The sequence below is a fragment of the Acuticoccus kandeliae genome (assembly GCF_003073115.1).
Map to the genome: position 1 here is coordinate 2,625,240 of NZ_QBBV01000001.1, position 23,004 is coordinate 2,648,243.

Sequence of the window (23,004 nt, forward strand, 5' to 3'; positions counted from 1 at the left end):
ATTGCTCCTCCATGCGTTCATGTTTAAATCGATTTAAGGCAGCGGTCCATCCAGCGGGAGGCGCGTATGGCGAAGGCGACGATCACGGATGTGGCGGCGAAGGCGGGCGTCTCGGCCGGCACCGTCTCCAATGTCCTCAACGGCACGCGCCAGGTCACCGAGCAGAAGCGGGCGCGGGTGATGGAGGCGATCCGTGAGCTCGGCTACGTGCCGGACGCGTGGGCGCGCAATCTGAGGGCCCAGACGAGCCGCACGATCGGGATCTGCCTGCCGCACACATCGAGCGCCTATCTCGCCGCCCTCCTCGACGCGTTCGAGGAGGGGGCGGTGCTCGCCCAGCACCAGATCATGCAGGTCTTCACCCGCAACGATCCGGTGCGCGAGGCCGACCGCGTGCGCGCGCTCCTCGCCCAGAAGATCGCGGGGCTCATCATCGTGCCGAGCCTCGACCCGAGCGAGGCCCTCGCGGCGGTGGCGGACGCGGGCGTGCCGGCCGTCATCGTCGACCGCCCGACGGGCGGCGCCCATGACGAGGTCAGCTTCGACAACAGGAGCGCGATGAGCGAGGCGACGGCGGCGCTGATCGCGCGCGGCCACAAGCGCATCCTCTTCACAGCCCAATATCCCCAGCTCGGCGTCACGCGCGACCGCCTCGCGGGGTTTCGCGCGGCGATGGACGGGGCGCAGCTCCAGAGCGGGGGCCGTCTCCTCGCGGCGGGGGAGGACGAGGGCAGCTTCGCGCAACGCCTCGCGGAGGTGCTGCACGGCAAGGAGCCGCCGACCGCGGTGATCGCCAGCAACAGCCGCCTCGCCCTCTGGTCGCTCCGCGCGTTCGCCGCGCACGGCATCCGCCACCCCGAGGCGGTCTCGCTCCTCGCCTTCGACGAACCGGAGTGGGCCAGCATCCTCACCCCGCGCCTTGCGACCGTGCGACACCCCACCGCGGAGATCGCGCGGCGTGCATGGCAGCTCCTCAGTGGCCGAATCGCGGGCGAATCCGCGCCTCCAGAGCGTATTGTCCTCAAGGCGACGGTTGAAATTCGCGGCTCAGTCGTCGATATACGGCGCAATTAGTGTTTCACCCGCCCGGGTCTGACGGTTCGGGCGAGGGCGGGGCTGTCGAATCGCTAAAAAGCGCTGGCATATCGGCCGCGCTCGTGGCACGAGCTGACCCGTCCCCAAACGGCTGTCCAGTGAAAGCATGACCACGCAAAAGCGCGCGTTGCGCAACGTTGCCATTATCGCGCACGTCGACCACGGCAAAACCACGCTGATCGACGTGCTTCTGCGCCAATCCGGCGCATTTCGGGACAATCAGCGCGTCGCCGAACGCGTGATGGACTCCAATGACCTCGAAAAGGAACGTGGCATCACGATCCTGGCGAAGGTCACTTCCGTCGAGTGGCAGAGCGAGAAGACGCCGCCGACCCGCATCAACATCGTCGACACGCCCGGCCACGCCGATTTCGGCGGTGAGGTCGAGCGCATCCTCAACATGGTCGACGGCGCCGTCATCCTCGTCGACGCGGCCGAGGGGCCGATGCCGCAGACGAAGTTCGTCCTCGGCAAGGCGCTGAAGATGGGCCTGCGCCCGATCGTGGCGATCAACAAGATCGACAAGCCGGAAGAGCGGCACGAAGAGGTGGTCGACGAGGTGTTCGAGCTCTTCGACGCGCTCGGCGCGACGGACGAGCAGCTCGACTTCCACATCGTCTACGGCTCGGCGAAGCAGGGCTGGATGAGCCTCACCCCCGACGTCGGCTCCTCCGATTCCATGGGCCCGCTCCTCGACCTCATCGTCGAGCATGTGCCCGAGCCGACCATCGAGGCCGGCGACTTCCGCATGCTCGCGACGACGATCGAGGCGGACCCCTTCCTCGGCCGCATCCTCACCGGCCGCATCACGTCGGGGACCGTGGTGCCGAACCAGGCCGTGAAGGCGCTCTCGCGCACCGGCGAGCTCGTCGAGATGGGCCGCGTGTCGAAGGTTCTCGCCTTCCGCGGCCTCGACCGCACGCCGATCGACGAGGGCCGCGCCGGTGACATCGTGGCGCTCGCGGGCCTCACCAAGGCGACCGTCGCCGACACCATCGTCGCCCCGTCCGTGTCGGCCGCGATCCCGGCCCAGCCGATCGACCCGCCGACGCTCGCCATGACCTTCCGCGTCAACGATTCCCCGCTCGCCGGGACCGAGGGCGACAAGGTGCAGTCCCGCGTCATCCGCCAGCGCCTCCTGCGCGAGGCCGAGGGCAATGTCGCGCTGCGCGTGACCGAGACCGAGGGCGGCGACGCCTTCGAGGTCGCCGGCCGCGGCGAACTGCAGCTCGGCATCCTCATCGAGACGATGCGGCGCGAAGGCTTCGAGGTCGGCGTCTCGCGCCCCCGCGTCGTCATGCAGCGCGACGAGGATGGCGGCATCCTTGAGCCGGTCGAAGAGGTCACCATCGACGTCGACGACGAGCATTCGGGCACCGTCATCCAGAAGCTGTCCGAGCGGAAGGCCGATCTCGTCGAGATGAAGCCGTCCGGCGCCGGCCGCACGCGCGTCGTCCTCCACGCGCCGACGCGCGGCCTCATCGGCTACCAGGGCGAGCTTCTGTCCGACACGCGCGGCACCGGCATCATGAACCGGATGTTCCACGCCTACGTCCCCCACAAGGGCACGATCCCGACCCGCCACACGGGCGTCCTCATCTCCAACGGCGACGGCGAATCGGTCGCCTACGCGATGTGGAACCTCGAGGATCGCGGGCCGATGTTCATCGATCCGGGCGTGAAGGTCTATCGCGGCATGATCGTGGGCGAGCACACCCGCGGCAACGACCTCGAAGTCAACGTCATGAAGGGCAAGCAGCTCACCAACATCCGCTCGGCCGGCAAGGACGATGCGGTGAAGCTGACCCCGCCGATCCGGATGAGCCTGGAACGCGCGCTCAGCTACATCACCGACGCGGAGCTCGTCGAGGTGACGCCGAAGAATATCCGCCTGCGCAAGGTCCATCTCGACCCGCACGAGCGCAAGCGCGCCGAACGCGCCTCCGAGGACGCGTAAGACCCACAAAAAAGCCGGCCAGATGGCCGGCTTTTTCTTTGCCCGCGCGGCGTGCGCCGGTCAGATGACCATGCGGCGGAGCTGCTGGGAGATGAGGTCGACGAGCGTCACCGTCACCACGATCACGATGATCAGCGTCGCGGTCTCCGGATAGTAGAAGCCACGGATCGATTCGAAGAGGACCTGGCCGATGCCGCCCGCGCCGACGAGGCCGAGCACCGTCGCCGAGCGCACGTTCGATTCGAACCGGTAGAGCGAGAAGGAGAGCCACAGCGGCAGCACCTGCGGGATGACGCCGTAGACGATCTCCTGGATCTTGGTCGCGCCCGTCGCGCGGATCCCCTCGACCGGGCGCGGGTCGATCGCCTCCACCGCCTCAGAGAAGAGCTTGGCGAGGACGCCCGTCGTGTGGACGAAGAGGGCCATCACGCCCGCGAACGGGCCGAGGCCGACCGCGACGACGAAGAGAACGGCGAACACGATCTCGTTGATGGCGCGGAAGGAATCCATCAGGCGGCGCACCGGCTGCACGACCCACCAGGGGGCCATGTTGCTCGACGACAGGATCCCGAAGGGCACCGAGAAGATCACCGCGAGCACCGTGCCCCACACGGCGATCTGCACGGTGAGGACCATCTCCTTGATGTAGTAGTCGATGTCGCTGAAATCGGGCGAGAGGAAGCCCGACGCGTATTCGGCCATGTTGCCGGCGTCGGTGAAGAGGTAGGTCCAGCGGTCCATCTCCGCCGGGTACCAGCTCCAGATCAGGAGGAAGGCGACACCGCCCCACACGACGATGTTGAAGACGGTTCGCGTCCAGTCGCGCTTGGCGACGAAGCGCTCGCCGGTCTTGAGGGGCTGCGTCGAGAGATCTGTCATGGTGGCTCGCTGAGCGGATGATGGAAAAAAGGGCGGGCGCTGGGCCCGCCCTTCCGAAGCGCGAGGCGCTTCCTGTCAGGGGCGCTGAGGGGCGCGATCAGCCCTGCGGCTGCGCGTCGATCTCGGCCTGGTACTTCGCCTTGGCGGCTTCCAGCTCGTTGATCTTGGCTTCCTTGTCGGCCGCGGAGAGCGCGGTGTCGGCCTGGACCTGGCCGATTTCCTTGGAAAGCTCCATCACGCGGATCGGCAGAAGCTGGGCGTCGCTGGAGGCGCGGAACGGGGCCCAGGCGAGACCGGCGAGGATCTCCTTCTCGGCGGCGACGTCGCCGTCGGACTCAGGCGTGCCGAAGGTCAGGAAGAAGGAGCGGAGCTTCTCCTTGGTCTCGTCCGAGAGGTCCTTGTTCCACACGATCGGGTCGGCCGGGATCAGCGGGGACTTCCAGATGATCTTGATGTTCTCGAACGCCTTCGGGCTGTTCTGCTCGATGCGGGCGAGGTTCTCGGTGTTGTTCGACGCGGCGTCGACCTGCTCGTTGGCGACGGCCATCGCGTTGGTCTCGTGGTTCGCGTTGCGAACGGTCTTGAAGCATTCCTTCGGATCAACGCCGTTGGCGGCGAAGATGAAGGTCATCGGCACGAGGTAGCCCGAGGTGGAGTTCGGGTCGCCGATGCCGAAATTCAGCGTGCCGTCGCACTTGAGGAGATCTTCGACGGAGTTCAGCGGGCTGTTCTTCGGGGCGAGGATCAGCGACCAGTAGCCGGGGTTGCCCGACACGTCGACGGTCTGCACGAAGACTTCGCCGTTGGCGCGGTCCACGGCTTCCATCGCCGACTTGTTGCCGTACCAGGCGACGTCGACCTTGCCGAAGCGCATGCCTTCGATGACGCCGGCATAGTCGGAGGCGAAGAAGGGCTCCACGTTGAGGCCGGTCTTCTCTTCCATTGCGGCGAGGAACGGCTCCCACTGGGAGCGCAGGTTCTTCTGCGACTCGGTGGAGATGATGCCGAAATTGATGGTGTCCTGCGCGATCGCCGGGCCGGTGAGGCCAGCGGCGACGAGCGTGGCGGCAGCGAGCGCGCGCACGTTGATGTTCATGAAATAACTCCCTCTCTTTGGGTCTGGCTCAAGCCGGAGCGGCGGCCGCGCGGCCGAGAAGCGGTCGGGGATCATGCGTGACGTGCGTCTCGGTGAGCGGCGCGTCGGGCAGCACGAGCTCTTCGGAGGCTTCCCCGTAAAGTTCGGTCAGAAAGGCGGTGGTGAGCGCCGCGGACGGACCGTCGAAGACGATCTCGCCGTCGCGCATCGCGATCGTGCGCGGGCAGTAGAGGCGCGCATATTCCACCTGATGGAGCGAGACGAGCACGGTGATGCCGTCCTCCCGGCTCACGGTCGCGAGCGTGTCCATCACGCGGCGCGCGGAGGCGGGGTCGAGGGAGGCGATCGGCTCGTCGGCGAGGAGGAGGCGGGCGCGCTGGACGAGCGCGCGGGCGATGGCGGCGCGCTGCTGCTGGCCGCCCGACAGGGTCGAGGCGCGCTGCCAGGCGAGCTCGCCGACGCCGACGCGCGAGAGCGCCTGGCGGGCGAGCGCCTTCTCCGCCCCCGTCCATAGCCCCAGCGTTCCGCGCCAGGCGGGAATCCGGCCGAGGAGGCCGATGAGGACGTTGACGATGACGGGGAGCCGCCCGACGAGATTGAACTGCTGGAAGATGACGCCGACATTGCGGCGCAGCGCCCGCGCGTCGGCGGCGAGGCGGCCGCCCGACTGCATGGTCGCGCCGAAGATCTTCGCCGGCCCGCTGTCCGTGTCGCCGCATTCAAGGCCCGCGATGTGGCGGATCAGCGTCGACTTGCCGGAGCCCGACGCGCCGATCAGCGCGACCATCTCACCTTCGCCGATCGACAGGCTGACGCCCTTCAACGCATGACGGGTTCCGAAATGCTTCGAAAGGCGGTCGATCGCGATGGCGGCCATACGTTCGTCTCCGTGTTGGGAGCGGACGTAACCGGCGATCACAACCCTTTTTTGATGCTTTTATTGAGGTTGGATGACAGCCCTGGGCATTCTTGTCGCGCCTGTACAACCCTGGCGCGTCTGTTCTCCAAATCTGCGCGCCTTCCGTCGGTTCAGGCCGTCGCGGTGAAGATGTTCACGACCGCCGGCACACGAACGCCGTCCTCGCACGCATAGGGCTCGAACGCGGTGCAGACGGCCGCCTCGATGGCCGCCGCGTCCGTCTCCTTGCCCTCGCAGGCTTTCATGATGCGGGCGGCGGGGCCGACACGGCTTGCCGCCCGCGCCGCACCCTCGGTGCCGCCCGGCGGGGTGAGGGCGATCTCCACCCGCTCGGCCATGATGGCGGTGAGGCCGGCCTCGGCCATCAGGCCGGCGACGCGGTCGCGGTCCTGAAAGGCGGTCGGGCCGGGGGCGACGGGGTCGCCGGCGGGCTGCGGGCCGAACCGGGCCTCCGCCGCGCGCTTCGGGATGTGGAACCACGGGTTCTCCGCGACGCCCGCCCAGGCGACGAAGGCCATCCGCCCGCCGCCGCCGAGCGCGACGCCGAGATTGCGGAGGGCCGCGACGGTGTCGGAGAAGAAGCTCATCCCGATCCGCGAGACGAGCACGTCGAACGCGCCCGGTGCGAAGGGGTAGGACTGTGCGTCCGCGAGCAGAAAGGCCGCGTTCGCGGCGCGCGCCGCACGGGCCCTGCCGCGCGCGTGGGTGAGGAGAGGCTCGGAGATGTCGACGCCGAGGGCGGTGCCGCGGGCGGCGCGCTCGGCGGCCGCGAGGGTGCTCGCCCCCGTCCCGCAGCCGATATCGAGGACGCGATCGGTCGGCGTGATCGCGGCGGCGTCGAGCATCGCCGCCAGCATCCCCGCCATCGCCGCGTCGAGCGCGGCCTCGTGCTCGATCCATTTGAGACCGGCGGGGGAGGTCCAATAGGCGGCCTGTGCCTTGTTGGCATCCATAAGAGGCGCTCCTCGGCTCATGGACGGGCCCGCCGATTTCAGCGGCTTTGGCCCGCCGGATCAACCCGAAGAGCGCCGCAAGCCTACGCGGCGTCCTTCTGGTCCCCCTCGCGCGTCAGCGTCTGCACCGCGCCATACTGGCTGAGGAATACCTCTCCGGTCAGCTCGTCGAGGAAATGGGTGCGCTTCAGCTTGTCCATCACCGGGCCCTTCACCTCGGAGAGGTGCAGGCGGACGCCCATGTCCTTCAGACGGTGATCGATCGTCTCGAGGCTCTCGAGCGCGCTCATGTCGATGTCGTTCACCGCCGAGCACATCAGGATCACGTGGCGCAGCCCTTTCGAACGGGCGACGCGGTCGATGATGTAGTCCTCCAGATAGCGCGTGTTGGCGAAATAGAGGCTCTCGTCGACGCGGATCGTCAGGATTTCCGGGTGCGTCGTCACCTTGTGGCGCAGGATGTTGCGGAAGTGCTCGGTCCCCTCGACGAGCCCCACTTCGGCGATGTGCGGGCGCGAAGTCCGCCACAGGAAGAGAAGGACCGAGAGGCCGACGCCGGCCGAAACGCCCACCTCCACGCCGAGGGTCAGGGTGAGGAGGATCGTCACCGCGACGGACAGGAAGTCGGCGAAGGAGTAGCGCCAGGCGCGGGTGAGGATGGTGAGGTCCACGAGGGAGAGGACCGCGACGATGATCGTCGCCGCGAGCACCGCCTTCGGCAGATAGTGAAGGAGCGGGGTGAGGGCGAGCGTCGCGAGCGCGATGCCGACCGCCGTGTAGGCCCCGGCCGCTGGCGTCTCCGCGCCGGCGTCGTAGTTGACGACGGAGCGGGCGAAGCCGCCCGTCACCGGATAGCCGCCGGTGAACGCGGCGGCCGCGTTCGCGGTGCCGAGGCCGATCAGCTCCTGGTCCGGGCGGATGCGCTGGCGGCGCTTGGCGGCAAGGGTCTGCGCGACCGACACGCTTTCCACGAAGCCGATGATCGAGATGAGGACGGCCGGTCCGAGGAGCTGGAGCCAGAGGTCGACATCGAGCACCGGCAGCGTGATCGGCGGCAGCCCCTGCGGCACGTCGCCGACGATCGGCACGCCCCATTCATCGAGCCCCAGCGCCCACACGGCGGCCGTCGAGAGGGCGACGGCGACGACCGGCCCGGCCTTCGTCGCGATGTCGGCGGTCTTGCGTGAAAGGCCGAGCTTCTGAAGGGCGGGCCGCAGCCCCTTGCGCACATAGAAGAGGAAGGCGGTCGCGCTGACGCCGATAATCAGCGTCGGGATGTTGGTTTCGGAGAGGTGCGCGACGAGCGAGGTGACGAGGAGTAGGAGCGTCTCTCCCTCCGCGCGGATGCCGAGAATATATTTCAGCTGGCTCGTCGCGATGATGATCGCCGAGGCGGTGATGAAGCCAGCGATCACCGGGTGGGAGAGGAAGTTCGCGACGATGCCGAGCCGGAATATGCCCATCACGAGGAGGACGAGGCCGGAAAGGAGCGCGAGCACCATCGCCGCCGCCGCGATCTCGGCGGGATCGGTGATGCCGAGATTGCCAATCGCGGCCGCCGTCATCAGCGAGACGACCGCGACGGGGCCGACCGCGAGGGTGCGCGAGGTGCCGAACACCGCATAGGCGAGGAGGGGGGCGATCGAGGCGTAGAGACCCATCTGCGGCGGAAGCCCCGCGAGCAGCGCATAGGCGAGCGATTGGGGGATCAGCATGATCGTGACGATCAGGGCGGCGACGAGGTCGCTCGTCAGCTGGTCCCGTCCATATTGGCGGCCCCATTCCAGGATGGGCAGATAGCGGGTCATCGGTCTCGTCCTTGTCGGCCCCGTGCCTCGGGGGGCGGGGCGCGGTGGTTCGCCCGCCCGCCCCGTCCGTGTTGCGCCTTGTCGTTCAGAGCGCGTTGATGGGCACTTTCAGGAAATGGCGCCCGCTCTCGTCCGCCGGCGGCAGCTCGCCCGCCCGCATGTTGACCTGGAGGGAGGGGATGATCAGCTTCGGCAGCGCCAGCGTCGCATCCCGCTCGGTGCGGAACTTCACAAACTCCGCCTTGGTCTTGCCGCCGCCGACGTGAATGTTGTGCGCCTTCTCGTCCGCCACCGTGGTTTCCCAGGCGATGTTGCGCCCGTTCGGCCCATAGTCGTGGCACATGAAGAGGCGCGTCTCGTCCGGCAGGGCGAGAACCTTTTGAATCGAATCGTAGAGGACGCCCGCGTCACCGCCGGGGAAGTCGGCCCGCGCCGACCCGCCGTCCGGCATGAAGAGCGTGTCGCCCACGAACGCCGCGTCCCCGATCACATGCGTCATGCAGGCCGGGGTGTGGCCGGGCGTGTGGATCGCCGTCGCGGTCATGCCGCCGATCGTGTAGGTGTCGCCGTCCTTGAAGAGGCGGTCGAACTGGCTGCCGTCGCGCTGGAACTCGGTGCCTTCGTTGAAGATCTTGCCGAACGTGTCCTGCACGACGGTGATCTTGTCGCCGATGCCGAGCTTGCCGCCGACCTTCTCCTGAATGTACGGCGCGGCCGAGAGGTGGTCGGCGTGGACATGGGTCTCGATCAGCCATTCGACCTTCAGCCCGTGCGACGTCACATAGGCGATGATCTCGTCGGCGTGGTCGTAGGTGATGCGGCCGGCCGCGTAGTCGATGTCCATCACGGAATCGACGATCGCGCACGCCTTCGAGTCGGGGTCCTTCACGACATAGGAGATCGTGTTGGTGGCCGGGTCGAAGAAGGCGGTGACCTCGGGCTTGACGGTCGTGTCGAGGGTAAGGGTCACGGGATTCTCCATTAGTTCGTTTGCGGCTTGCCGCTTGGCGCGGTCGTGCTCTGGATGAAGCGCGCGAGGACGATGCCCACGATGAGGGCCGAGACGAAGACGAAGACGTCGCTGATGCCGGTGCCGAGCGCGGGGAGGGCGCCGCCGGGGCAGAAGCCGGCGATCCCCCAGCCGATGCCGAAGACGGCCGATCCGCCGAGGAGGCGGGCGTCGATCGACTTCGCCGTCGGCAGGAGGAAGCGCGGCCCGAACGCCGGATGGGCCGAGCGCAGGACGATCCGGTAGCCGATCATCGTGACGATCAGCGCCCCGCCCATCACGAAGGCGAGGGAGGGATCCCAGCTCCCGGCGACGTCGAAGAAGTTCAGCACCTTCGCCGGGTTGATCATCCCCGAGACGGCGATGCCGGTGCCGAAGATGATGCCGATGAGGAGCGCAACGACGAGATTCATCTCAACCTCCGATGACGTGGCGGATGACGAAGACGGTGATGAAGGTCGTCGCCATGAAGGTGAGGGTGGCGACGATCGAGCGGGGCGACAGGCGGGCGATCCCGCACACGCCGTGGCCGGACGTGCAGCCGCCGCCATAGGAGACGCCGAGCCCGACGAGGAGGCCGCCGACGACGAGCATCCCCTGCGAGGCGGGCACCTCGACGACGGGCCACGCGCCGAAGAGGAGGAGATAGACCGCCGGGCCGACGACCATGCCGAGGATGATCGCGACGCGGGTCGACCAGTCCTCGAAGCCGGCCGGCATCAGCGCACCGCGCAGGATGCCGGTGACGCCCATGATGCGCCCGTGGAAGGCCATGAAGAGCACGGCCGAGAGGCCGATCAGCGCCCCGCCGGCGAGCGACAGGATGGGGGTGAACTGGGTTTCCATGTCAGCCGATCCTGCACGTGCGGATGCCGAGGAGGGAGTAGAGCGGGCAGAAGCGGATCAGCCCGGTGAAGATCAGGATCGCGCCCACCACCGTGAACACCGGGGCGATCCACGTCGCCGCGTCGCCGACGCTGGTGAGGTAGGGGGCGAGAACGAGCGCGAGCCCCAGGAGGACGCGCACGATCCGATCGAAAGTGCCGAGATTGCGAACCATTGTGAGACCTCGCTGGTTTGAGGCTCACCCATCGCACAGGGTCCTGGGAAGTGACGGTGACATTGTCACCAAAGCGCAAATTTTCTTTCTGCTGCGCGCAATGAACGGCTGTGGCGCGACGCCGGGCTCGATGGTGGCGGGTGGCGCGCTAGATTTGGAAGCGTGCAGCGGAGGATCAGAAGCCGTGGCCGGGACCGTGACGATCTGGACGTATGACTGGGTGCCGAAGGGGCCGCGCGGGTTCGTGCGGGACCTTCGCCTGCGCTGGGCGCTCGAGGAGGCGGGGATCGCCTATCGCGTCGCGACCGTCCCATTCGACGAGCGGGGGCCGGATCACATCGCACGCCAGCCCTTCGGCCAGATCCCCTTCCTCGACGATGACGGCGTCAAGGTGTTCGAGAGCGGAGCCTGCCTCATGCACCTCGGCGAGAAGAGCGAGGCGCTGATGCCGCGCGATCCGCAGGGGCGGGCCGACACCATCGCGTGGCTCGTCGCCGCGCTGAACTCGGTCGAGATGGTGACCGTCCCCTGGTGGTTCATCAACCTCTCCAAACCCGCCGAAAATCCGCTGGAAGACTGGATGGGGCAGCGTTTCGACCGCCTGGAGGCGGTGCTCGGCGCGCGGGACTGGCTCGCCGCCTCGCGCTTCACTGTGGCGGACATCCTGATGGCGGACGCGCTGCGCGTGCCGCAGAAGTTCGGCGCGCTCGACCGGTACGACGCGCTCCGCGCCTATGTCGCGCGCGTGTGCGGCCGGCCGGCCTTCGAGAAGGCCCGGCTCGACCAGATCGCCCATTTCGAGGCGGCCGACACCAAGCGCGCGGGCGCCTAGCGGGCCGCCCGGCCGTCAGTGCTCGGCGATGTCGTGCAGCCTGTCGGCATCGAGGATGCGCAGTTCACCCCGCGCCTGCTCGACGATGCCGCGCTTCTGGAAATCCTGGAGGGTGCGCGAGATCACCTCGCGCGCGGTGCCGAGCTCGGTCGCGAGCATCTGGTGCGTCGCCTTCACGATGCCGCCCGGCTCCGCCATCGCGAGGAGGCGGGCGGCGAGCCGCACGTCGATCCGCTTGAAGACGATCTCGTCGATGAGGAGGAAGAGGTCGGTGATGCGCCGCGAGTAGGCGTTGAAGATGAACTCGCGGAACTCCTTGGAGCGGCCGACGAGGTCCTCGAAGAGGGCGCGGGGGATGCCGACGGCGGTGATGTCGGTCTCGGCGACGGCGTCGGCCGAATAATCCTCGTAGGCGAGGAGGCACGCGGTCGTGAGGACGCAGCTCTCCCCGGCATGGACGCGATAAAGGAAGACGTCGCGCCCGGTGTCGCTGCGCTGCTGGACGCGGACGGTCCCGTCGAGGAGGAGAAGCAGGAATTTCGGTCGCTGTCCGGGCTCGAACACCACGGTTCCGCGCGGGAGGGACATGATCTGGCTGCCCGAGACGAGCGCGTCACGAATCTCCGGTGAGAGGGTCCTCAGCCCCTCGAATCGGTCGGTCCAGGGTTCGTCGATCGCCGCCATGTCGCCCGTTCCGTCTGCGCGGGCGGGTCCTCACGCCTGCCGCGCCGCGCACCATACCGGCTCGGGCGGCGCGGGTCATGTCGCTTGGCCTCAGCGGTGGCGCGGGTAGGGCGACTGGGTGCTGTCGGCGGCGATCGCGGTGCCGGGCCCGCCCGGGCTCGTGTCGATCCGCGCGACGACGCTCATGCCGGGAGCGAGGTTGCCGGCGAGCGGCTGGTCGGGGTCGATCGCGATGCGCACCGGGATGCGCTGGGCGATCTTGATGAAATTGCCCGTCGCGTTGCTTGCCGCGAGGACGCTGAACTCCGACCCGGTCGCCGGCGAGAAGTCCTGGATCCTGCCGCTGAGGGGGGCATCGCCGAGCGCGTCGACGGTGAAGTTCACCGGCTGGCCGACCTTCATGCCGCGCACCTGCGTCTCCTTGAAGTTCGCGACGACCCAGACCTTGTCCGGCACGATCGTCGCGACGCGGGTTCCGGCCGTCACATACTGGCCGAGCCGGGCCGACACCTCGCCGAGCCGCCCGTCCACCGGGGCGGTGATCTCGGTGTTGTCGAGGTCGATCCGGGCGAGCTGGACGGCCGCCTCCGCGCTCTCCACCGAGGCTTCGAGGGACTGGCGGTTGGTGATGATGGAGGCAAGGTTCTGGCGCGAGGTCTCGAGCTCGGCGTTCGCCTGGTCGCGGGCGGCGCGGGCCTGGTCGCGGGCGAGCGTCTGTTCCTCGCTGGTGCGTTCGGCGACGACGCCGCGTTCGCGCAGCTTGTCGCTCCGCTGCACATTCGCCTCGGCGAGCTTCAACGTCGCCTCGGCCGAATCGACGCCCGCCTTTGCCGACTCGATCCGCGCCTCGGCGGTCTTGCGGTCCTGCTCGGCGTTTTCGAGCGAGGCTTTCGCCGCGTCGAGCGTCGCCTCGGCCTGGGCGAGCTTCTGGCGGTAGATCCGATCGTCGATCTTCACGAGGAGATCGCCTTCCTTCACGCGCTCATAGTCCTGCACGCCGACATTGGCGACGATCCCGGAGAGCTGCGGGGCGAGGGAGGTGACCTGGCCGCGCACATAGGCGTCCTCGGTCACCATCAGCCCCGCGTCGAACGGGGGCAGCTTCCAGGCGTAGAGGATGGCGACGAGCCCGGCGATCCCGATGAGGGCCGCAAGGCCGGTGGCGACATGGCGTGACACGCGAGACAACATGGGACGGGGCCTTCAGGCAGGTTGTGGGGTGGCGGCGCCGGCCGGCGTCGCGTCGGCGTCAAGGCGCGCGCGCCGGGATTTGACGGCGTCGATGATGATGTGGCCGAGGAGGGCGGCGAGCGCCAAAGAGGACACGAACGCGATCGCGAGGAAGGCGTCGTTGTAGGCAAGCACCGTCGCCTCGGTCGTCACTTGCGAATTGAGGATCGAGAGGCCCTGCGCCGAGGTCAGCATCTGGTCCGGGCTCAGCGCACGGTTCGCGGCGGCGAGCTGGGCGATGCGCTCGTTGACGAAGGGGTTCGTGACGCTGAGCGCCTCCGAGATCCGCTCGGCATGGAAGGCGCGTCGCAGCGTGATGAAGGTGCTGAACACCGCGCTGCCGAGGATGCCGCCGAGCTTCTGCGTTGTGAGGAACACGATGACGAAGCTGAGGAGATATTCCCGACCGCGCGCGAGCGCCGACATCAGGCCCGAGAGCATCGCGGGCGGCAGGAAGAGGGCCGAGGCGAGCGCGATCAGCGTCTGGCTGAGATACATGTTCACCGGCCGCGTCGCGCTGGTGGCGTTGGCGTCCATGCTGGCGCCGATGATAAGGAGGATCAGCGCCACGACGTGGAAGGCCTTCTCCCGCCCCGGCTTCATCAGCGCCGCACAGATGAGCCCGCCCGCGATCGTCGCCGCCATGATGACGAGGAAGAGCGTCTGCGTCTGGTCGTTGAGGAGGCCGAGCGCGCGGAAGAGGCCCGCCGCGCCCGAGCTCTGTTCGGACAGGACGAGGCGGAAGAGGAGCAGCGCCGCCGTGAAATGGAGGACGGCGGGGCTCGCGAGCCAGCGGATGTCGAGAAGCGGATGCTCGCGGTTCAGTTCGATGATCGCGGCGGCGGTGATCGTGACGATGGCGGTGGCGAGGAGCCAGCCGATCCACGCGGCCTCGCGCCACCAATAAAGCGGGCCGAGGGTGAGGGCGACGGCGGCCGCGCCCATCCCGATCGCGATCAGGAGATAGCTGATGATGTCGGCCGCCTTGATCACCTTGGCGCGCGGCACCGGGGCGAGCGGCAGGCAATAGATGAGCCCGAACCCCACCATCGCGAGCGCGACCTCGAGCGCGGTAAGGCCGTGCCAGAGCCCGATATCGAGGAGCGGCGGCGACACCACGCTCGTAAAGGAGGGGCCGATGAAGATGAAGGTGAGCGCGAGCGACAGGCCGACGCTCATCTTCTTCTGCGGCGGGAACGGCTCCAGCATGTAGAGGAAGGCGAGCGAGGTCATCGGCGCGGCGGCCATGCCGCTCATGAAGCGGACGGCGATCGCGGAGTTGATGTCGTTGGCGGCGTAGTTGAGGAACGCCGCGAGCAGGAAGCCGAGGATGCTGAGCTCGGCGAAATTGCGCAGCCCGTACTGGGCGCGGATCTTGATGAGCGCGAGCGTCAGCGAGACGTTGGGGGCGAGATAGGCGGCGGCGAGCCAGGTGGTCTCGGCCTGGGTCGCGCTGAAGCCGCCCTGGAGCTGCTGGAGGTTCGCCGAGATGATGCTCTGCCCGAACCCCTGCGAGAGGGCGAGAACCAGCGAGGCGAGGATATAGCCCGCCGCCCTGACGCGCGGCATCGGCACGAACGGCGGCTGCGCCGGGGCGGCCTCGCCTTGCGGCGCGGGCGTTTCGGCCTTCGCTTCGGAGGGCGTCGGCTCGGAGGGCGCCGCGGAGACGGCGTCGTCCGCCGGCTTCGGCTCGGCCGGGAGATCGCGGGGGGTGATCTGGGCGTCCATCTCAGGACGCCTTGGCGAGATTGTCGCTGATGATGGCAAGGACGCGGGTCGCGGTGGCGAGGTCGTCGGGATCGACGCCGGCGAGGATCTCCTTGCGGATCTGCGTCGTCAGCTCGTTCACCGCCTCGACCTGGCTGTCGGCGAGGGGGGTGAGGCGGATGGTGCGGGCGCGGCGGTCGTCGCTGCTGACCTCGCGCGTGACGAGGCCGCACTGCTCCATGCCGTCGATGAGGCGCGCCATCGTCGGGCGCTCGACATTCAGCGCCTCGGCGAGTTCGGCCTGGGTCATGCTGCCCCGATGGGTGAGGGCGGCCAGGAGTCGGGCCCGCGCATAGGTGATGCCGCGCGCCTTGGCCCGCGCATCGAACAGCGTGCGCAGCTTCCGGGCCGCGATCGCCATTTCGGCGAGATAGCTTTCCTGAGGCGAATTTGAGTTGGGCACGATCGGATCAATAGGTGCAATGCTAATCAATGCATTGCTATCTAATCGTCATCACGTGGTGAGGCAAGGCGTGCGGGCCGGTTGTGCTCCGCGATCTGCGCAAGGGTGGTCTGCAACGAAAAAAGGGCCCTCGCGGGCCCTGGTTTTCGCGCCTTCGCCGGTGGGAGACGGCGGCGGCGCGTGGGGATTGGCGTCAGGCCTGTAGGGAGGCTTCCTGCGTCTTGCGGGCGCGCGGGGCACGCGGCTTCTTCGGCTTCGCCTTCTTCGCGGGCCGCGTCGTGATCTCGATCGTGTCGCGAAGCTCCTGCGTCGCCCGGTGCCAGTGTTCCTGGTCCCGTCCCCCGAGGCGCCCTTCCTCTTCCCAGATTTCGTAGGCCCGGGCGCGGATCCAATCTTCGGAGATCTTATCCATCATCTACATCCCTTCCGAATGCCACCTCGATGACCGCGCGCTGCGCGCCATCGCGTTGATGCTGCGCGTCTGACGGACTGCAGAGGAAAGCTTTGTAGATTGGACCGCTCTGCGGCCCTGACCAACTCTCAGTAAAAGCTTCCGGACCAATTCCGATGAGACGCCGATTGCCTGCACTCTATCGGTACCGCCGAATTGGTGAACGTTGCCTTTATTTGTTGCCGGGCGATTTCAACAAGTTGTTGAGAGTTCCGCCAAGGTCTGGACGAAAGCCCGTCAGCCCTGGGCGGCGAAGTTTGTGTGCCAGATGAGGAGGAGACCGGCGGCGAGCACACCCGCGAGCGGCGGGAGCATGAAGCTCGACGCGATTCGCACGAAGGTGAAGCGGCCGCCGAGGAGAGGGATCTCGTAGGCGAGGACGCGGTGGATCGCGAGGATCGACCAGGAGGCGATGAAGGCCACCATCTGCGCCTCGCCCGCCCCGAGCTGCCAGATCACGAGGGCGAGGGGGAAGGCGACCATCGGCCCGCCCGGCGTCAGCCCGCCGACGATCGAGGCGAGGATGATCCCGGTGAAGCCGCTGTCCGCCCCGAGGATCTGCGAGACGTGCTCCTGCGGGATGAGGCGGGAGAGATAGGTCGCGGCGAGGATCGCGATGGGAATGCGCACGATGAGCGGCTGCCCCTGCGCCCAGGCGATGCGAAGCCCGGCCTTGAGGCGATCGGGATCGCTGAGACCGAGAGGGACCGCGAGCCCGATGCAGAGCACCGCGAGGAAGACGAGGCCGTAATCGATCGTCATTCGGGCCCCCGGATCGGATCGCGCAGGCTCGGGAAGGTCGCCACGATCCACCGCGCGATGAGCCCGGCGATGATCGGCAGCGGCAGGCTCGACAGAAAGCGCACCATGCCGAACTCGGTCCCCATGAAGGGAAGCTCCCACACGAAGAGGCGGTGGATGCCGATCGCGGCCCAGCCCATGAGGAAGGCGACGAGCGAGCCGATATCGGCCCCGGCATGGGCGAGCGCATAGATGATCGGGAAGGAGGCGAACGGGCCGCCCGGCATCGCCGCGCCGATGGCGGTCGCGAGGAGAAGCCCCTTCATGCCCGATTGCTCGCCGAGCATCCGGCCGATCCGGTCGCGCGGGATCATCACCTGGGCAAGCCCCGCCACGATGATGCCGAGGACGAGCTGGGGCAGGACGGAGACGAGCGAGATCGTCGCCTCCTCGGCCCCTTGCACGACCGCCGCCCCGCCATCGCGATACCAGATGTAGCCGCCAGCGAGGACGGAGGCGACGGCGAAGATATAGACCGAGGCGTCGACGAGCTTGCGCTTGCGCGTCTTGCGCTCGACCGTCGGCGGGGGAGGCGGGCCGCCAGGCGGCGTCGAAGTCGGCGTCGAGGATGGCGCGGAGTGGGGTTCGGCGAGGGGCGCGCTCATGCCGGCGCCACGTCGAAACAGTCCCGGATATGGTGAAGCTGTGCCGTGGGGAGGGCACGGGCGGAAAAATCCATAGGCAGCTATGTCGCACACCCGCCCGCGCGCGGGAAGAGGGCTCGACAGGGCCCGCGCAACCCTTGCCGCACCCGCCCGCATGACGCGTCTCGCGGGCCGTTCACATGTTGCGGATCGCCCCATGGCAGGCCGCGCTTAACCGCGATTTGTTTGACTTGCGGAGCATACTCTGAAATATATTTGGAAAGATATAACAACACTTGGAGGACACCCATGACGGCACAATTTGTACGCGCGCTGGGTCTCGCGGGGGCAATGGCGCTCGGTTTCGCCGCCTCGGCGCAGGCGGCCGACATCACGCTCCGCCTCGCGAGCGTCGCGAACGCCGAGACCACCTATGGTCAGGCGCAGGAGGTTCTGAAGGAGGAGTTCGAGAAGGCGACCAACGGGCGCGTCGAACTTCAGATCTTCAACAACAACACGCTCGGCTCGAACCGCGAGGCGCTGGAGCTTGCCAAGCTCGGCACCGTCGATTTCGTGGTCACCGGCCTCGGCCATGCGAGCGCGTTCGCCCCGCAGCTGAACGCCGTCCTCTTCCCGTACATCTGGAAGGACCGCGACACGATGTTCGAGGTGCTCGACGGTGATGTCGGCGGCATGCTGTCCGACGCGCTGAAGCCCTCGCGCATGTCGATCGTCGGTTGGTGGGACAACGGCTACCGCCACGTCTCCAACAATGTGCGCCCGATCAACAAGGTCGAGGACCTGAAGGGCCTCAAGCTGCGCACGCTGCCCTCCAGCGTCCACGTCGCCTTCTTCCGCGCCGCCGGCGCCTCGCCGACCCCGATGAGCTTCAACGAGCTGATGCCGGCGCTTCAGCAGGGCGTTCTCGACGGCCAGGAGAATCCGCCGACGGTCGTCTATCCCTACCGTCTCTTCGAGGCGCAGAAATATTATTCACTGACCAGCCACGTGAACGAGCCGATGGTCCTCATCATGAGCGACGGCGCCCGCGCCAAGCTCTCCGCTGAAGACCTCGCCGCGCTCGACGCGGCGATCGAGAAGGCGACCGCCTTCCAGCGCGAGCTGAACGACAAGGAAGTCGGCGCGATGATGGACAAGCTGCGCGGCGAGATGGAGGTCAATGACGTTCCGCCCGAGACGATCGAGGCGCTGCGTCAGATCGCGGCCGAGGTCTACCCGGCGGCGACCGCCGAGCTCGGCGAAGGCGGCGAGGTCATCCTCGACGCGATCATCGAGGCGAACGAGTAGTCCCCGATGGTCTTCATCCCGTCCGGTCCGGGCGACGTGCCCGAAGGACCACGCGAGTCGCGGGCCATCCTCTGGCTGGTCCGCGTCCTCGAGTGGGTGGTGATGCTCCTCATGGGGGTCATCGCGACATTCGTCATCATCGAGGTCGGGCTGCGCTGGCTCGGCGGAGGCTCCTCGCTCATCATCACCGACGAGCTTACGCGCTACCTCATGATTTGGACCGCCATGCTCGGGGCCGCGCTTCTCGTCTATGAAGACGGCCACATCCGGATCGGGATCCTGCCGGACCTTCTGCCCCCGCGCGCCGCGCTCGTCTGCGTGGTCCTGTCCCAGTGCGTCGCGCTCTTCTTCCTCCTCGTCCTCGTCTGGGTCTCGCTCGTCAATCTGCCGGAGACCACGGGTCAGCAGACCATCACGCTCGGGGTCTCGATGGCCTGGTTCGCCGCCTCGCTTCCCGTGGGCGGTGCGCTGATGGCGCTGCTCCTCGTCTACGAAATGGTGCAGACCGTGCGCGGCCGACGCGGCCGCCTCGTGCCGGCCCAGTAAGGTCCGAAGGCCGTCACACCATGTTGAACCTTCTTCCCGCGTTCCTTGCCGCGGTCGCGATCGGCACGCCGGTCGCCTTCGCGGTCGGCGCCGTCGCCGTCGGCTACATCCTCATCTCCGGGCAGGTGCCGCTCAGCGTCATCCCGACCGTGATCTTCGGCGGGATGGACTCCTTCCCGCTCCTCGCGATCCCCTTCTTCATCATGGCCGGCGACCTCGCCTCCCGCTGCGGGGTGATGCCGCTGATGGTGGAGCTCGCCAAGGTCATCATCGGCCCGGTGCGCGGCAGCCTCGCCTACGTCAACATCGCCTCCAGCATGATGTTCGGCGGCGTGACGGGGGTCGCGGTCGCCGACACCGCCGCGGTCGGCGGCACGCTGATCCCGGCGATGACCAAGGACGGCTATACGCGCGGCTTCTCCGCCGCCGTCACCGCTGCCTCGTCCGTCATGGGCGCGATCATCCCGCCGAGCGTCGGCATGCTGATCATCGCCTACATCTATGGCGGCGGCCTGTCGGTCACGAAGCTCTTCCTCTATGGCGCGACGCCCGGCCTCCTCATCGGCTTCGTGATGATGGGCTATGTCGCGCTCGTCGCGAAGCGGCGGAACTTTCCGGGCGGCGACGCGGAGCGCTCGCTGAAGACGATCATGCAGGCCTTCTGGCCGGCGCTGCCGGGGCTCGGGCTCCCGGTCGTGGTGCTCGGCGGCATCATCGGCGGCATCTTCACGCCGACCGAGGCGGGCGCGGTCGCCGTCGCCTATGCCCTGGCGCTCGGCGTCGCTTTCTATCGCAATGTCGGCCCGCGGGCGATCGGCCAGTCGCTCCTCTTCAGCGCCAAGACGAGCGCGGTCGTCTTCCTGCTCCTCGGCACAGCGAAGCTCGTCGCCTTCCTCCTCGTCATCAACCTCGTCCCGCAGCAGATCGGGATGTGGCTGCAATCCTTCATCGGGACGCGCGAGGGCTTCCTCCTGATGGTGGTGCTGATCTTCCTCTTGCTGGGGACGATCATGGAGGCGGTCGCGACGATGATCATCCTCGTGCCGATCGTCGCCCCGATGGCCCCGCTCTTCGGGGTGGAGGGGCACCATCTCGCCCTCGTCATCGTGATGACGGTGCAGATCGCGCTCATCACCCCGCCGATGGCGATCGGCCTCTTCATCGTGTGTCCGCTCGCCGGCTGCACGGTGCGCGAGGTCTCGGTCGAGGTGATCCCCTTCATCATCTCGATCCTGCTCGTCGTGGTGCTGGTCGTCTTCGTCCCGAGCGTCGCGAGCTGGCTCCCGGCCGTTCTGGGCTACTAGTTCGGCACGCGAGCGGACGGGACACGCCAATGTCTCGTCCGGTTGCCGTTTTTGGGTTCGCGGGGTCGGTCGAGCGCCTCAGGCCTTCACGAGAGTGGGCGCCGCGTGGACGGTCGGCTCGATCGGCGTGCCGTCGGTCTCCGTGGCGTGGCGGGCGAACGTCTTGACGCCGGGGGGCAGGATCGTCCCCGGACGGGCCTCCGAGACGAAGATGTGCTTGCTGTTGTCCGGCGTCGCCAGGATCGACGCGGGGTCGTCGAGCGTGCCGATATAGATCCCCAGTCGATCGGGCCAGCGCTCGAATGTCAGCGCGAGCTTCGTTCCGCAGTTCGGGCAGAAGTGAATGCTGACGTCCTTTCCGCTCCCTTCCGAAGGGAGGGTGAAGATCGCTGGCTTGCCTGCGGTGAACGAAAAGGTCTCCAACTCGAAGATCGGTTCGATCATCCGATCGGAGCCCGTGGCACGCTGACAGAATCGGCAATAGCAAATCGTGATCCAAAGCGGATCTGCACCAGTATCGAATGCGACATTGCCGCAAAGGCAGCGTCCCGTGTGACGTGACGACATGTCTTTTCCATTCTTCCAGCCTGAATAGTCTGCTCAGCAGTGTAGCGGCGCGTCCATAATTTTGACACTGCGAAGTAAAATCAGCTGCGGCCGGAAGGCGATATCAAGCGAGACGGGGCGGGAGGACGGCGGAACGCGCGTCCTCCCATGTCTTGCTCGGCATGCACCGCGAGGACCGCGGCGCCGTCTTTCACTGGGCGAGGTAGCCGCCGTCCACCGGCAGCGTGTGGCCGGTCACCATCGCCGAGGCGGGGCTCGCGAGGTAGACGATCGCGGCCGCGACGTCCTCCGGCTCGGCGAGCTTGCCGAGCGGGGTCATCCCCTCGATCTTCGCGATCAGCTCGGGCTGAGCGAGGAGGGGGGCGATGAAGGGCGTGCGCACATAGGTCGGCGCGACCGCGTTCACCCGGATCTTGTGCGGCGCCCATTCGACCGCGAGCGCGCGCGTCATGTTCACGATCGCCCCCTTCGTCGACTGGTAGGAGACGTTCGGATAAAGCCCGCCGCCGGAGAGGCCCATGATCGAGGAGGTCTGCACGATCGCGCCGCCCTCGCCATGCTCGATCATCTGCTTGGCGGCAGCGCGCGAGGTGAGGAAGCTCCCCGTCATGTTGACGGCGAGCACCTTGTTCCAGTCCTCGACCGAGACCTCCACCGCGGAGGAGCGGATCGCGAGGCCCGCGCAATTCACGAGGATGTCGCACGGGCCGCCATTGCCGATGATCTTGCTGAAGGCGATGTCCACCGCCTTCTCGTCGGCGACGTTGGCGCCGATGCCGAAGGCGACGAGGCCGGCCTCGGTGAGGTCTGCGGCGGCGATCTTCGCCTTTTCCTCCGAGAGGTCGAGGATCGCGACGGTGGCGCCGGCTTCGCCGAGGGCGCGCGCGGCGGCAAGGCCGATGCCGCTCGCGCCGCCCGTCACGACGGCCATGCGCCCATCCACTCTGAACGGATTATTCAACGCTTCTTCTCCTTGAATGGCGGGGGTCGGGCAGGGGCGCCGTCTAGAGCGCGTGCAGGTCGTATTTCTGCACGATGCCGACGAGCGCGTCCTCGCCGCGGCGCCGCTGCGCCAGGTGGTTCGACCACGCGTCGATCGGCTCCCCCGCGATCAGCTTTTCGAGGAGCGCGGCGTGCGTCGCTGTGGATTGGGTCCGGTATTCAAGCGTCTGCAGGCGCACCGCGATGCGATGGGCGCGGCGCGAGAAATCGCGCAGCTGGCAGCCGACCTGGTAGAGCTTGGCGTTGCCGGAGAGGCGCAGCAATTCCCTGTGGAAGGCCTCGTCGGCGTCGCCCCAGGCGTCGAGATCGTCGTGGGCGAGGGCGGCCTCCATCCCGGCCACCGCCTCGATGAGGGGGGCGATGCTCTCGCGCGTCTGCGGCTTCTCCGCGAGCAGCGAGACGGCCACCATCTCAAGCCCGGAGATGACCTGGTAGGTCTCCCGCATGTCGTTCGTGGAAAGGGGAAGGACGCGGATCCCCTTGCCGCGAGCGATCTCGACCAGCGATTCGGAGCGCAGGCGCAGCAGCCCCTCGCGCACCGGCGTCCGGCTCATGCCGAGATTGCCCGCGATCTCCGCCTCGTCGAGGAGGGCGTTGGGCGGCAGCTTGCCCCCCAAGATCATGTCCTTGATGGCCGCATACGCGGCGTCAGCAGCCTGCCCCACAATAAAATCCCGACATTCAAAGCCCGACGAAGGGAGGCCGCCCGCATGGCCGGCCCCGGCAAAATTTACGGCGCGAGTCGTAAC

Annotated in this window: 25 protein-coding genes; 6 read left to right on the forward strand and 19 right to left on the reverse strand. The window is 67.7% G+C overall.

Annotation, left to right across the window (positions count from 1 at the left end):
* Positions 1 to 66: 66 nt before the first annotated feature.
* Positions 67 to 1,074 (forward strand): LacI family DNA-binding transcriptional regulator, encoded by a 1,008-nt coding sequence (locus tag DBV35_RS11935; protein WP_108660339.1) that lies wholly within the window; start codon positions 67 to 69, stop codon positions 1,072 to 1,074.
* A 127-nt stretch (positions 1,075 to 1,201) separates the two neighbouring features.
* Positions 1,202 to 3,052 carry a translational GTPase TypA gene (gene typA, locus DBV35_RS11940; RefSeq protein WP_108660340.1) on the forward strand — a complete coding sequence of 617 codons (1,851 nt, stop codon included), beginning with the start codon at positions 1,202 to 1,204 and terminating at the stop codon, positions 3,050 to 3,052.
* A 60-nt stretch (positions 3,053 to 3,112) separates the two neighbouring features.
* Here the strand turns inward: typA and phnE are convergent, their stop codons facing one another.
* From phnE to DBV35_RS11985, 9 genes are all read right to left on the reverse strand, one after another.
* Positions 3,113 to 3,931, reverse strand: a complete 819-nt coding sequence (gene phnE / locus DBV35_RS11945; protein ID WP_108660341.1) for a phosphonate ABC transporter, permease protein PhnE — start codon at positions 3,929 to 3,931, stop codon at positions 3,113 to 3,115.
* Between the two features lie 97 nt (positions 3,932 to 4,028).
* Positions 4,029 to 5,027 (reverse strand): phosphonate ABC transporter substrate-binding protein, encoded by a 999-nt coding sequence (gene phnD, locus DBV35_RS11950; protein WP_108660342.1) that lies wholly within the window; start codon positions 5,025 to 5,027, stop codon positions 4,029 to 4,031.
* 28 nt (positions 5,028 to 5,055) lie between these two features.
* On the reverse strand, positions 5,056 to 5,904 hold the full coding sequence (gene phnC / locus DBV35_RS11955; RefSeq protein WP_108660343.1) for a phosphonate ABC transporter ATP-binding protein: 849 nt from the start codon (positions 5,902 to 5,904) through the stop codon (positions 5,056 to 5,058).
* Between the two features lie 152 nt (positions 5,905 to 6,056).
* Positions 6,057 to 6,899 carry a class I SAM-dependent methyltransferase gene (locus DBV35_RS11960; protein ID WP_108660344.1) on the reverse strand — a complete coding sequence of 281 codons (843 nt, stop codon included), beginning with the start codon at positions 6,897 to 6,899 and terminating at the stop codon, positions 6,057 to 6,059.
* 83 nt (positions 6,900 to 6,982) lie between these two features.
* Positions 6,983 to 8,707: a SulP family inorganic anion transporter gene (locus tag DBV35_RS11965; protein WP_108660345.1), complete on the reverse strand. Its 1,725-nt coding sequence runs from the start codon at positions 8,705 to 8,707 to the stop codon at positions 6,983 to 6,985.
* A gap of 85 nt (positions 8,708 to 8,792) precedes the next feature.
* Positions 8,793 to 9,689: an MBL fold metallo-hydrolase gene (locus tag DBV35_RS11970; protein WP_108660346.1), complete on the reverse strand. Its 897-nt coding sequence runs from the start codon at positions 9,687 to 9,689 to the stop codon at positions 8,793 to 8,795.
* Positions 9,689 to 10,129, reverse strand: coding sequence for a YeeE/YedE family protein (locus tag DBV35_RS11975; RefSeq protein ID WP_108660347.1), 441 nt, complete (start codon positions 10,127 to 10,129; stop codon positions 9,689 to 9,691). The genes DBV35_RS11970 and DBV35_RS11975 overlap by 1 nt, the downstream gene beginning before the upstream one ends.
* Position 10,130: 1 nt before the next feature.
* A complete protein-coding gene (locus DBV35_RS11980) occupies positions 10,131 to 10,562 on the reverse strand; it encodes a YeeE/YedE family protein (protein WP_108660348.1) in 432 nt (143 codons plus the stop codon).
* 1 nt (position 10,563) lies between these two features.
* Positions 10,564 to 10,776, reverse strand: a complete 213-nt coding sequence (locus tag DBV35_RS11985) for a YgaP family membrane protein (protein ID WP_108660349.1) — start codon at positions 10,774 to 10,776, stop codon at positions 10,564 to 10,566.
* 130 nt (positions 10,777 to 10,906) lie between these two features.
* Here DBV35_RS11985 and DBV35_RS11990 point away from each other — a divergent pair, with 130 nt between their 5' ends.
* Positions 10,907 to 11,608 carry a glutathione S-transferase family protein gene (locus DBV35_RS11990; protein WP_108660350.1) on the forward strand — a complete coding sequence of 234 codons (702 nt, stop codon included), beginning with the start codon at positions 10,907 to 10,909 and terminating at the stop codon, positions 11,606 to 11,608.
* 15 nt (positions 11,609 to 11,623) lie between these two features.
* Here the strand turns inward: DBV35_RS11990 and DBV35_RS11995 are convergent, their stop codons facing one another.
* The 7 genes from DBV35_RS11995 to DBV35_RS12025 all read right to left on the reverse strand — a co-directional run bounded on the left by DBV35_RS11995 (position 11,624) and on the right by DBV35_RS12025 (position 17,549).
* Complete coding sequence (locus DBV35_RS11995) at positions 11,624 to 12,292, reverse strand: Crp/Fnr family transcriptional regulator (protein ID WP_108660351.1); 669 nt, start codon at positions 12,290 to 12,292, stop codon at positions 11,624 to 11,626.
* 90 nt (positions 12,293 to 12,382) lie between these two features.
* A complete protein-coding gene (locus tag DBV35_RS12000; protein WP_108660352.1) occupies positions 12,383 to 13,483 on the reverse strand; it encodes an HlyD family secretion protein in 1,101 nt (366 codons plus the stop codon).
* A gap of 12 nt (positions 13,484 to 13,495) precedes the next feature.
* Complete coding sequence (locus DBV35_RS12005; RefSeq protein ID WP_205648580.1) at positions 13,496 to 15,250, reverse strand: MFS transporter; 1,755 nt, start codon at positions 15,248 to 15,250, stop codon at positions 13,496 to 13,498.
* Position 15,251: 1 nt separating this feature from the next.
* Positions 15,252 to 15,650, reverse strand: a complete 399-nt coding sequence (locus DBV35_RS12010) for a MarR family winged helix-turn-helix transcriptional regulator (protein WP_108660353.1) — start codon at positions 15,648 to 15,650, stop codon at positions 15,252 to 15,254.
* Between the two features lie 235 nt (positions 15,651 to 15,885).
* Entirely contained in the window at positions 15,886 to 16,104 is a 219-nt protein-coding gene (locus DBV35_RS12015) for a DUF2934 domain-containing protein (RefSeq protein ID WP_205648581.1), read from the reverse strand.
* 276 nt (positions 16,105 to 16,380) lie between these two features.
* Positions 16,381 to 16,905 (reverse strand): hypothetical protein, encoded by a 525-nt coding sequence (locus DBV35_RS12020; RefSeq protein WP_205648582.1) that lies wholly within the window; start codon positions 16,903 to 16,905, stop codon positions 16,381 to 16,383.
* Complete coding sequence (locus DBV35_RS12025) at positions 16,902 to 17,549, reverse strand: permease (protein WP_108660355.1); 648 nt, start codon at positions 17,547 to 17,549, stop codon at positions 16,902 to 16,904. The genes DBV35_RS12020 and DBV35_RS12025 overlap by 4 nt, the downstream gene beginning before the upstream one ends.
* 288 nt (positions 17,550 to 17,837) lie before the next feature.
* Between DBV35_RS12025 and DBV35_RS12030 the strand changes: the two genes are divergently transcribed.
* The 3 genes from DBV35_RS12030 to DBV35_RS12040 are packed head-to-tail and all read left to right on the forward strand — an operon-like array spanning position 17,838 to position 20,686.
* Positions 17,838 to 18,836: a TRAP transporter substrate-binding protein gene (locus DBV35_RS12030; RefSeq protein WP_108660356.1), complete on the forward strand. Its 999-nt coding sequence runs from the start codon at positions 17,838 to 17,840 to the stop codon at positions 18,834 to 18,836.
* A 6-nt stretch (positions 18,837 to 18,842) separates the two neighbouring features.
* Positions 18,843 to 19,382 carry a TRAP transporter small permease gene (locus tag DBV35_RS12035; RefSeq protein WP_108660357.1) on the forward strand — a complete coding sequence of 180 codons (540 nt, stop codon included), beginning with the start codon at positions 18,843 to 18,845 and terminating at the stop codon, positions 19,380 to 19,382.
* A 20-nt stretch (positions 19,383 to 19,402) separates the two neighbouring features.
* Complete coding sequence (locus tag DBV35_RS12040; RefSeq protein WP_108660358.1) at positions 19,403 to 20,686, forward strand: TRAP transporter large permease; 1,284 nt, start codon at positions 19,403 to 19,405, stop codon at positions 20,684 to 20,686.
* A gap of 78 nt (positions 20,687 to 20,764) precedes the next feature.
* On the opposite strand, the gene DBV35_RS12045 is transcribed toward DBV35_RS12040, so the two are convergent.
* The 3 genes from DBV35_RS12045 to DBV35_RS12055 all read right to left on the reverse strand — a co-directional run bounded on the left by DBV35_RS12045 (position 20,765) and on the right by DBV35_RS12055 (position 22,920).
* A complete protein-coding gene (locus DBV35_RS12045; protein WP_108660359.1) occupies positions 20,765 to 21,253 on the reverse strand; it encodes a GFA family protein in 489 nt (162 codons plus the stop codon).
* 190 nt (positions 21,254 to 21,443) lie between these two features.
* Positions 21,444 to 22,196 (reverse strand): SDR family NAD(P)-dependent oxidoreductase, encoded by a 753-nt coding sequence (locus DBV35_RS12050; RefSeq protein ID WP_281262231.1) that lies wholly within the window; start codon positions 22,194 to 22,196, stop codon positions 21,444 to 21,446.
* Positions 22,197 to 22,257: 61 nt separating this feature from the next.
* Positions 22,258 to 22,920 (reverse strand): GntR family transcriptional regulator, encoded by a 663-nt coding sequence (locus tag DBV35_RS12055; RefSeq protein ID WP_108660361.1) that lies wholly within the window; start codon positions 22,918 to 22,920, stop codon positions 22,258 to 22,260.
* Positions 22,921 to 23,004: the final 84 nt, after the last annotated feature.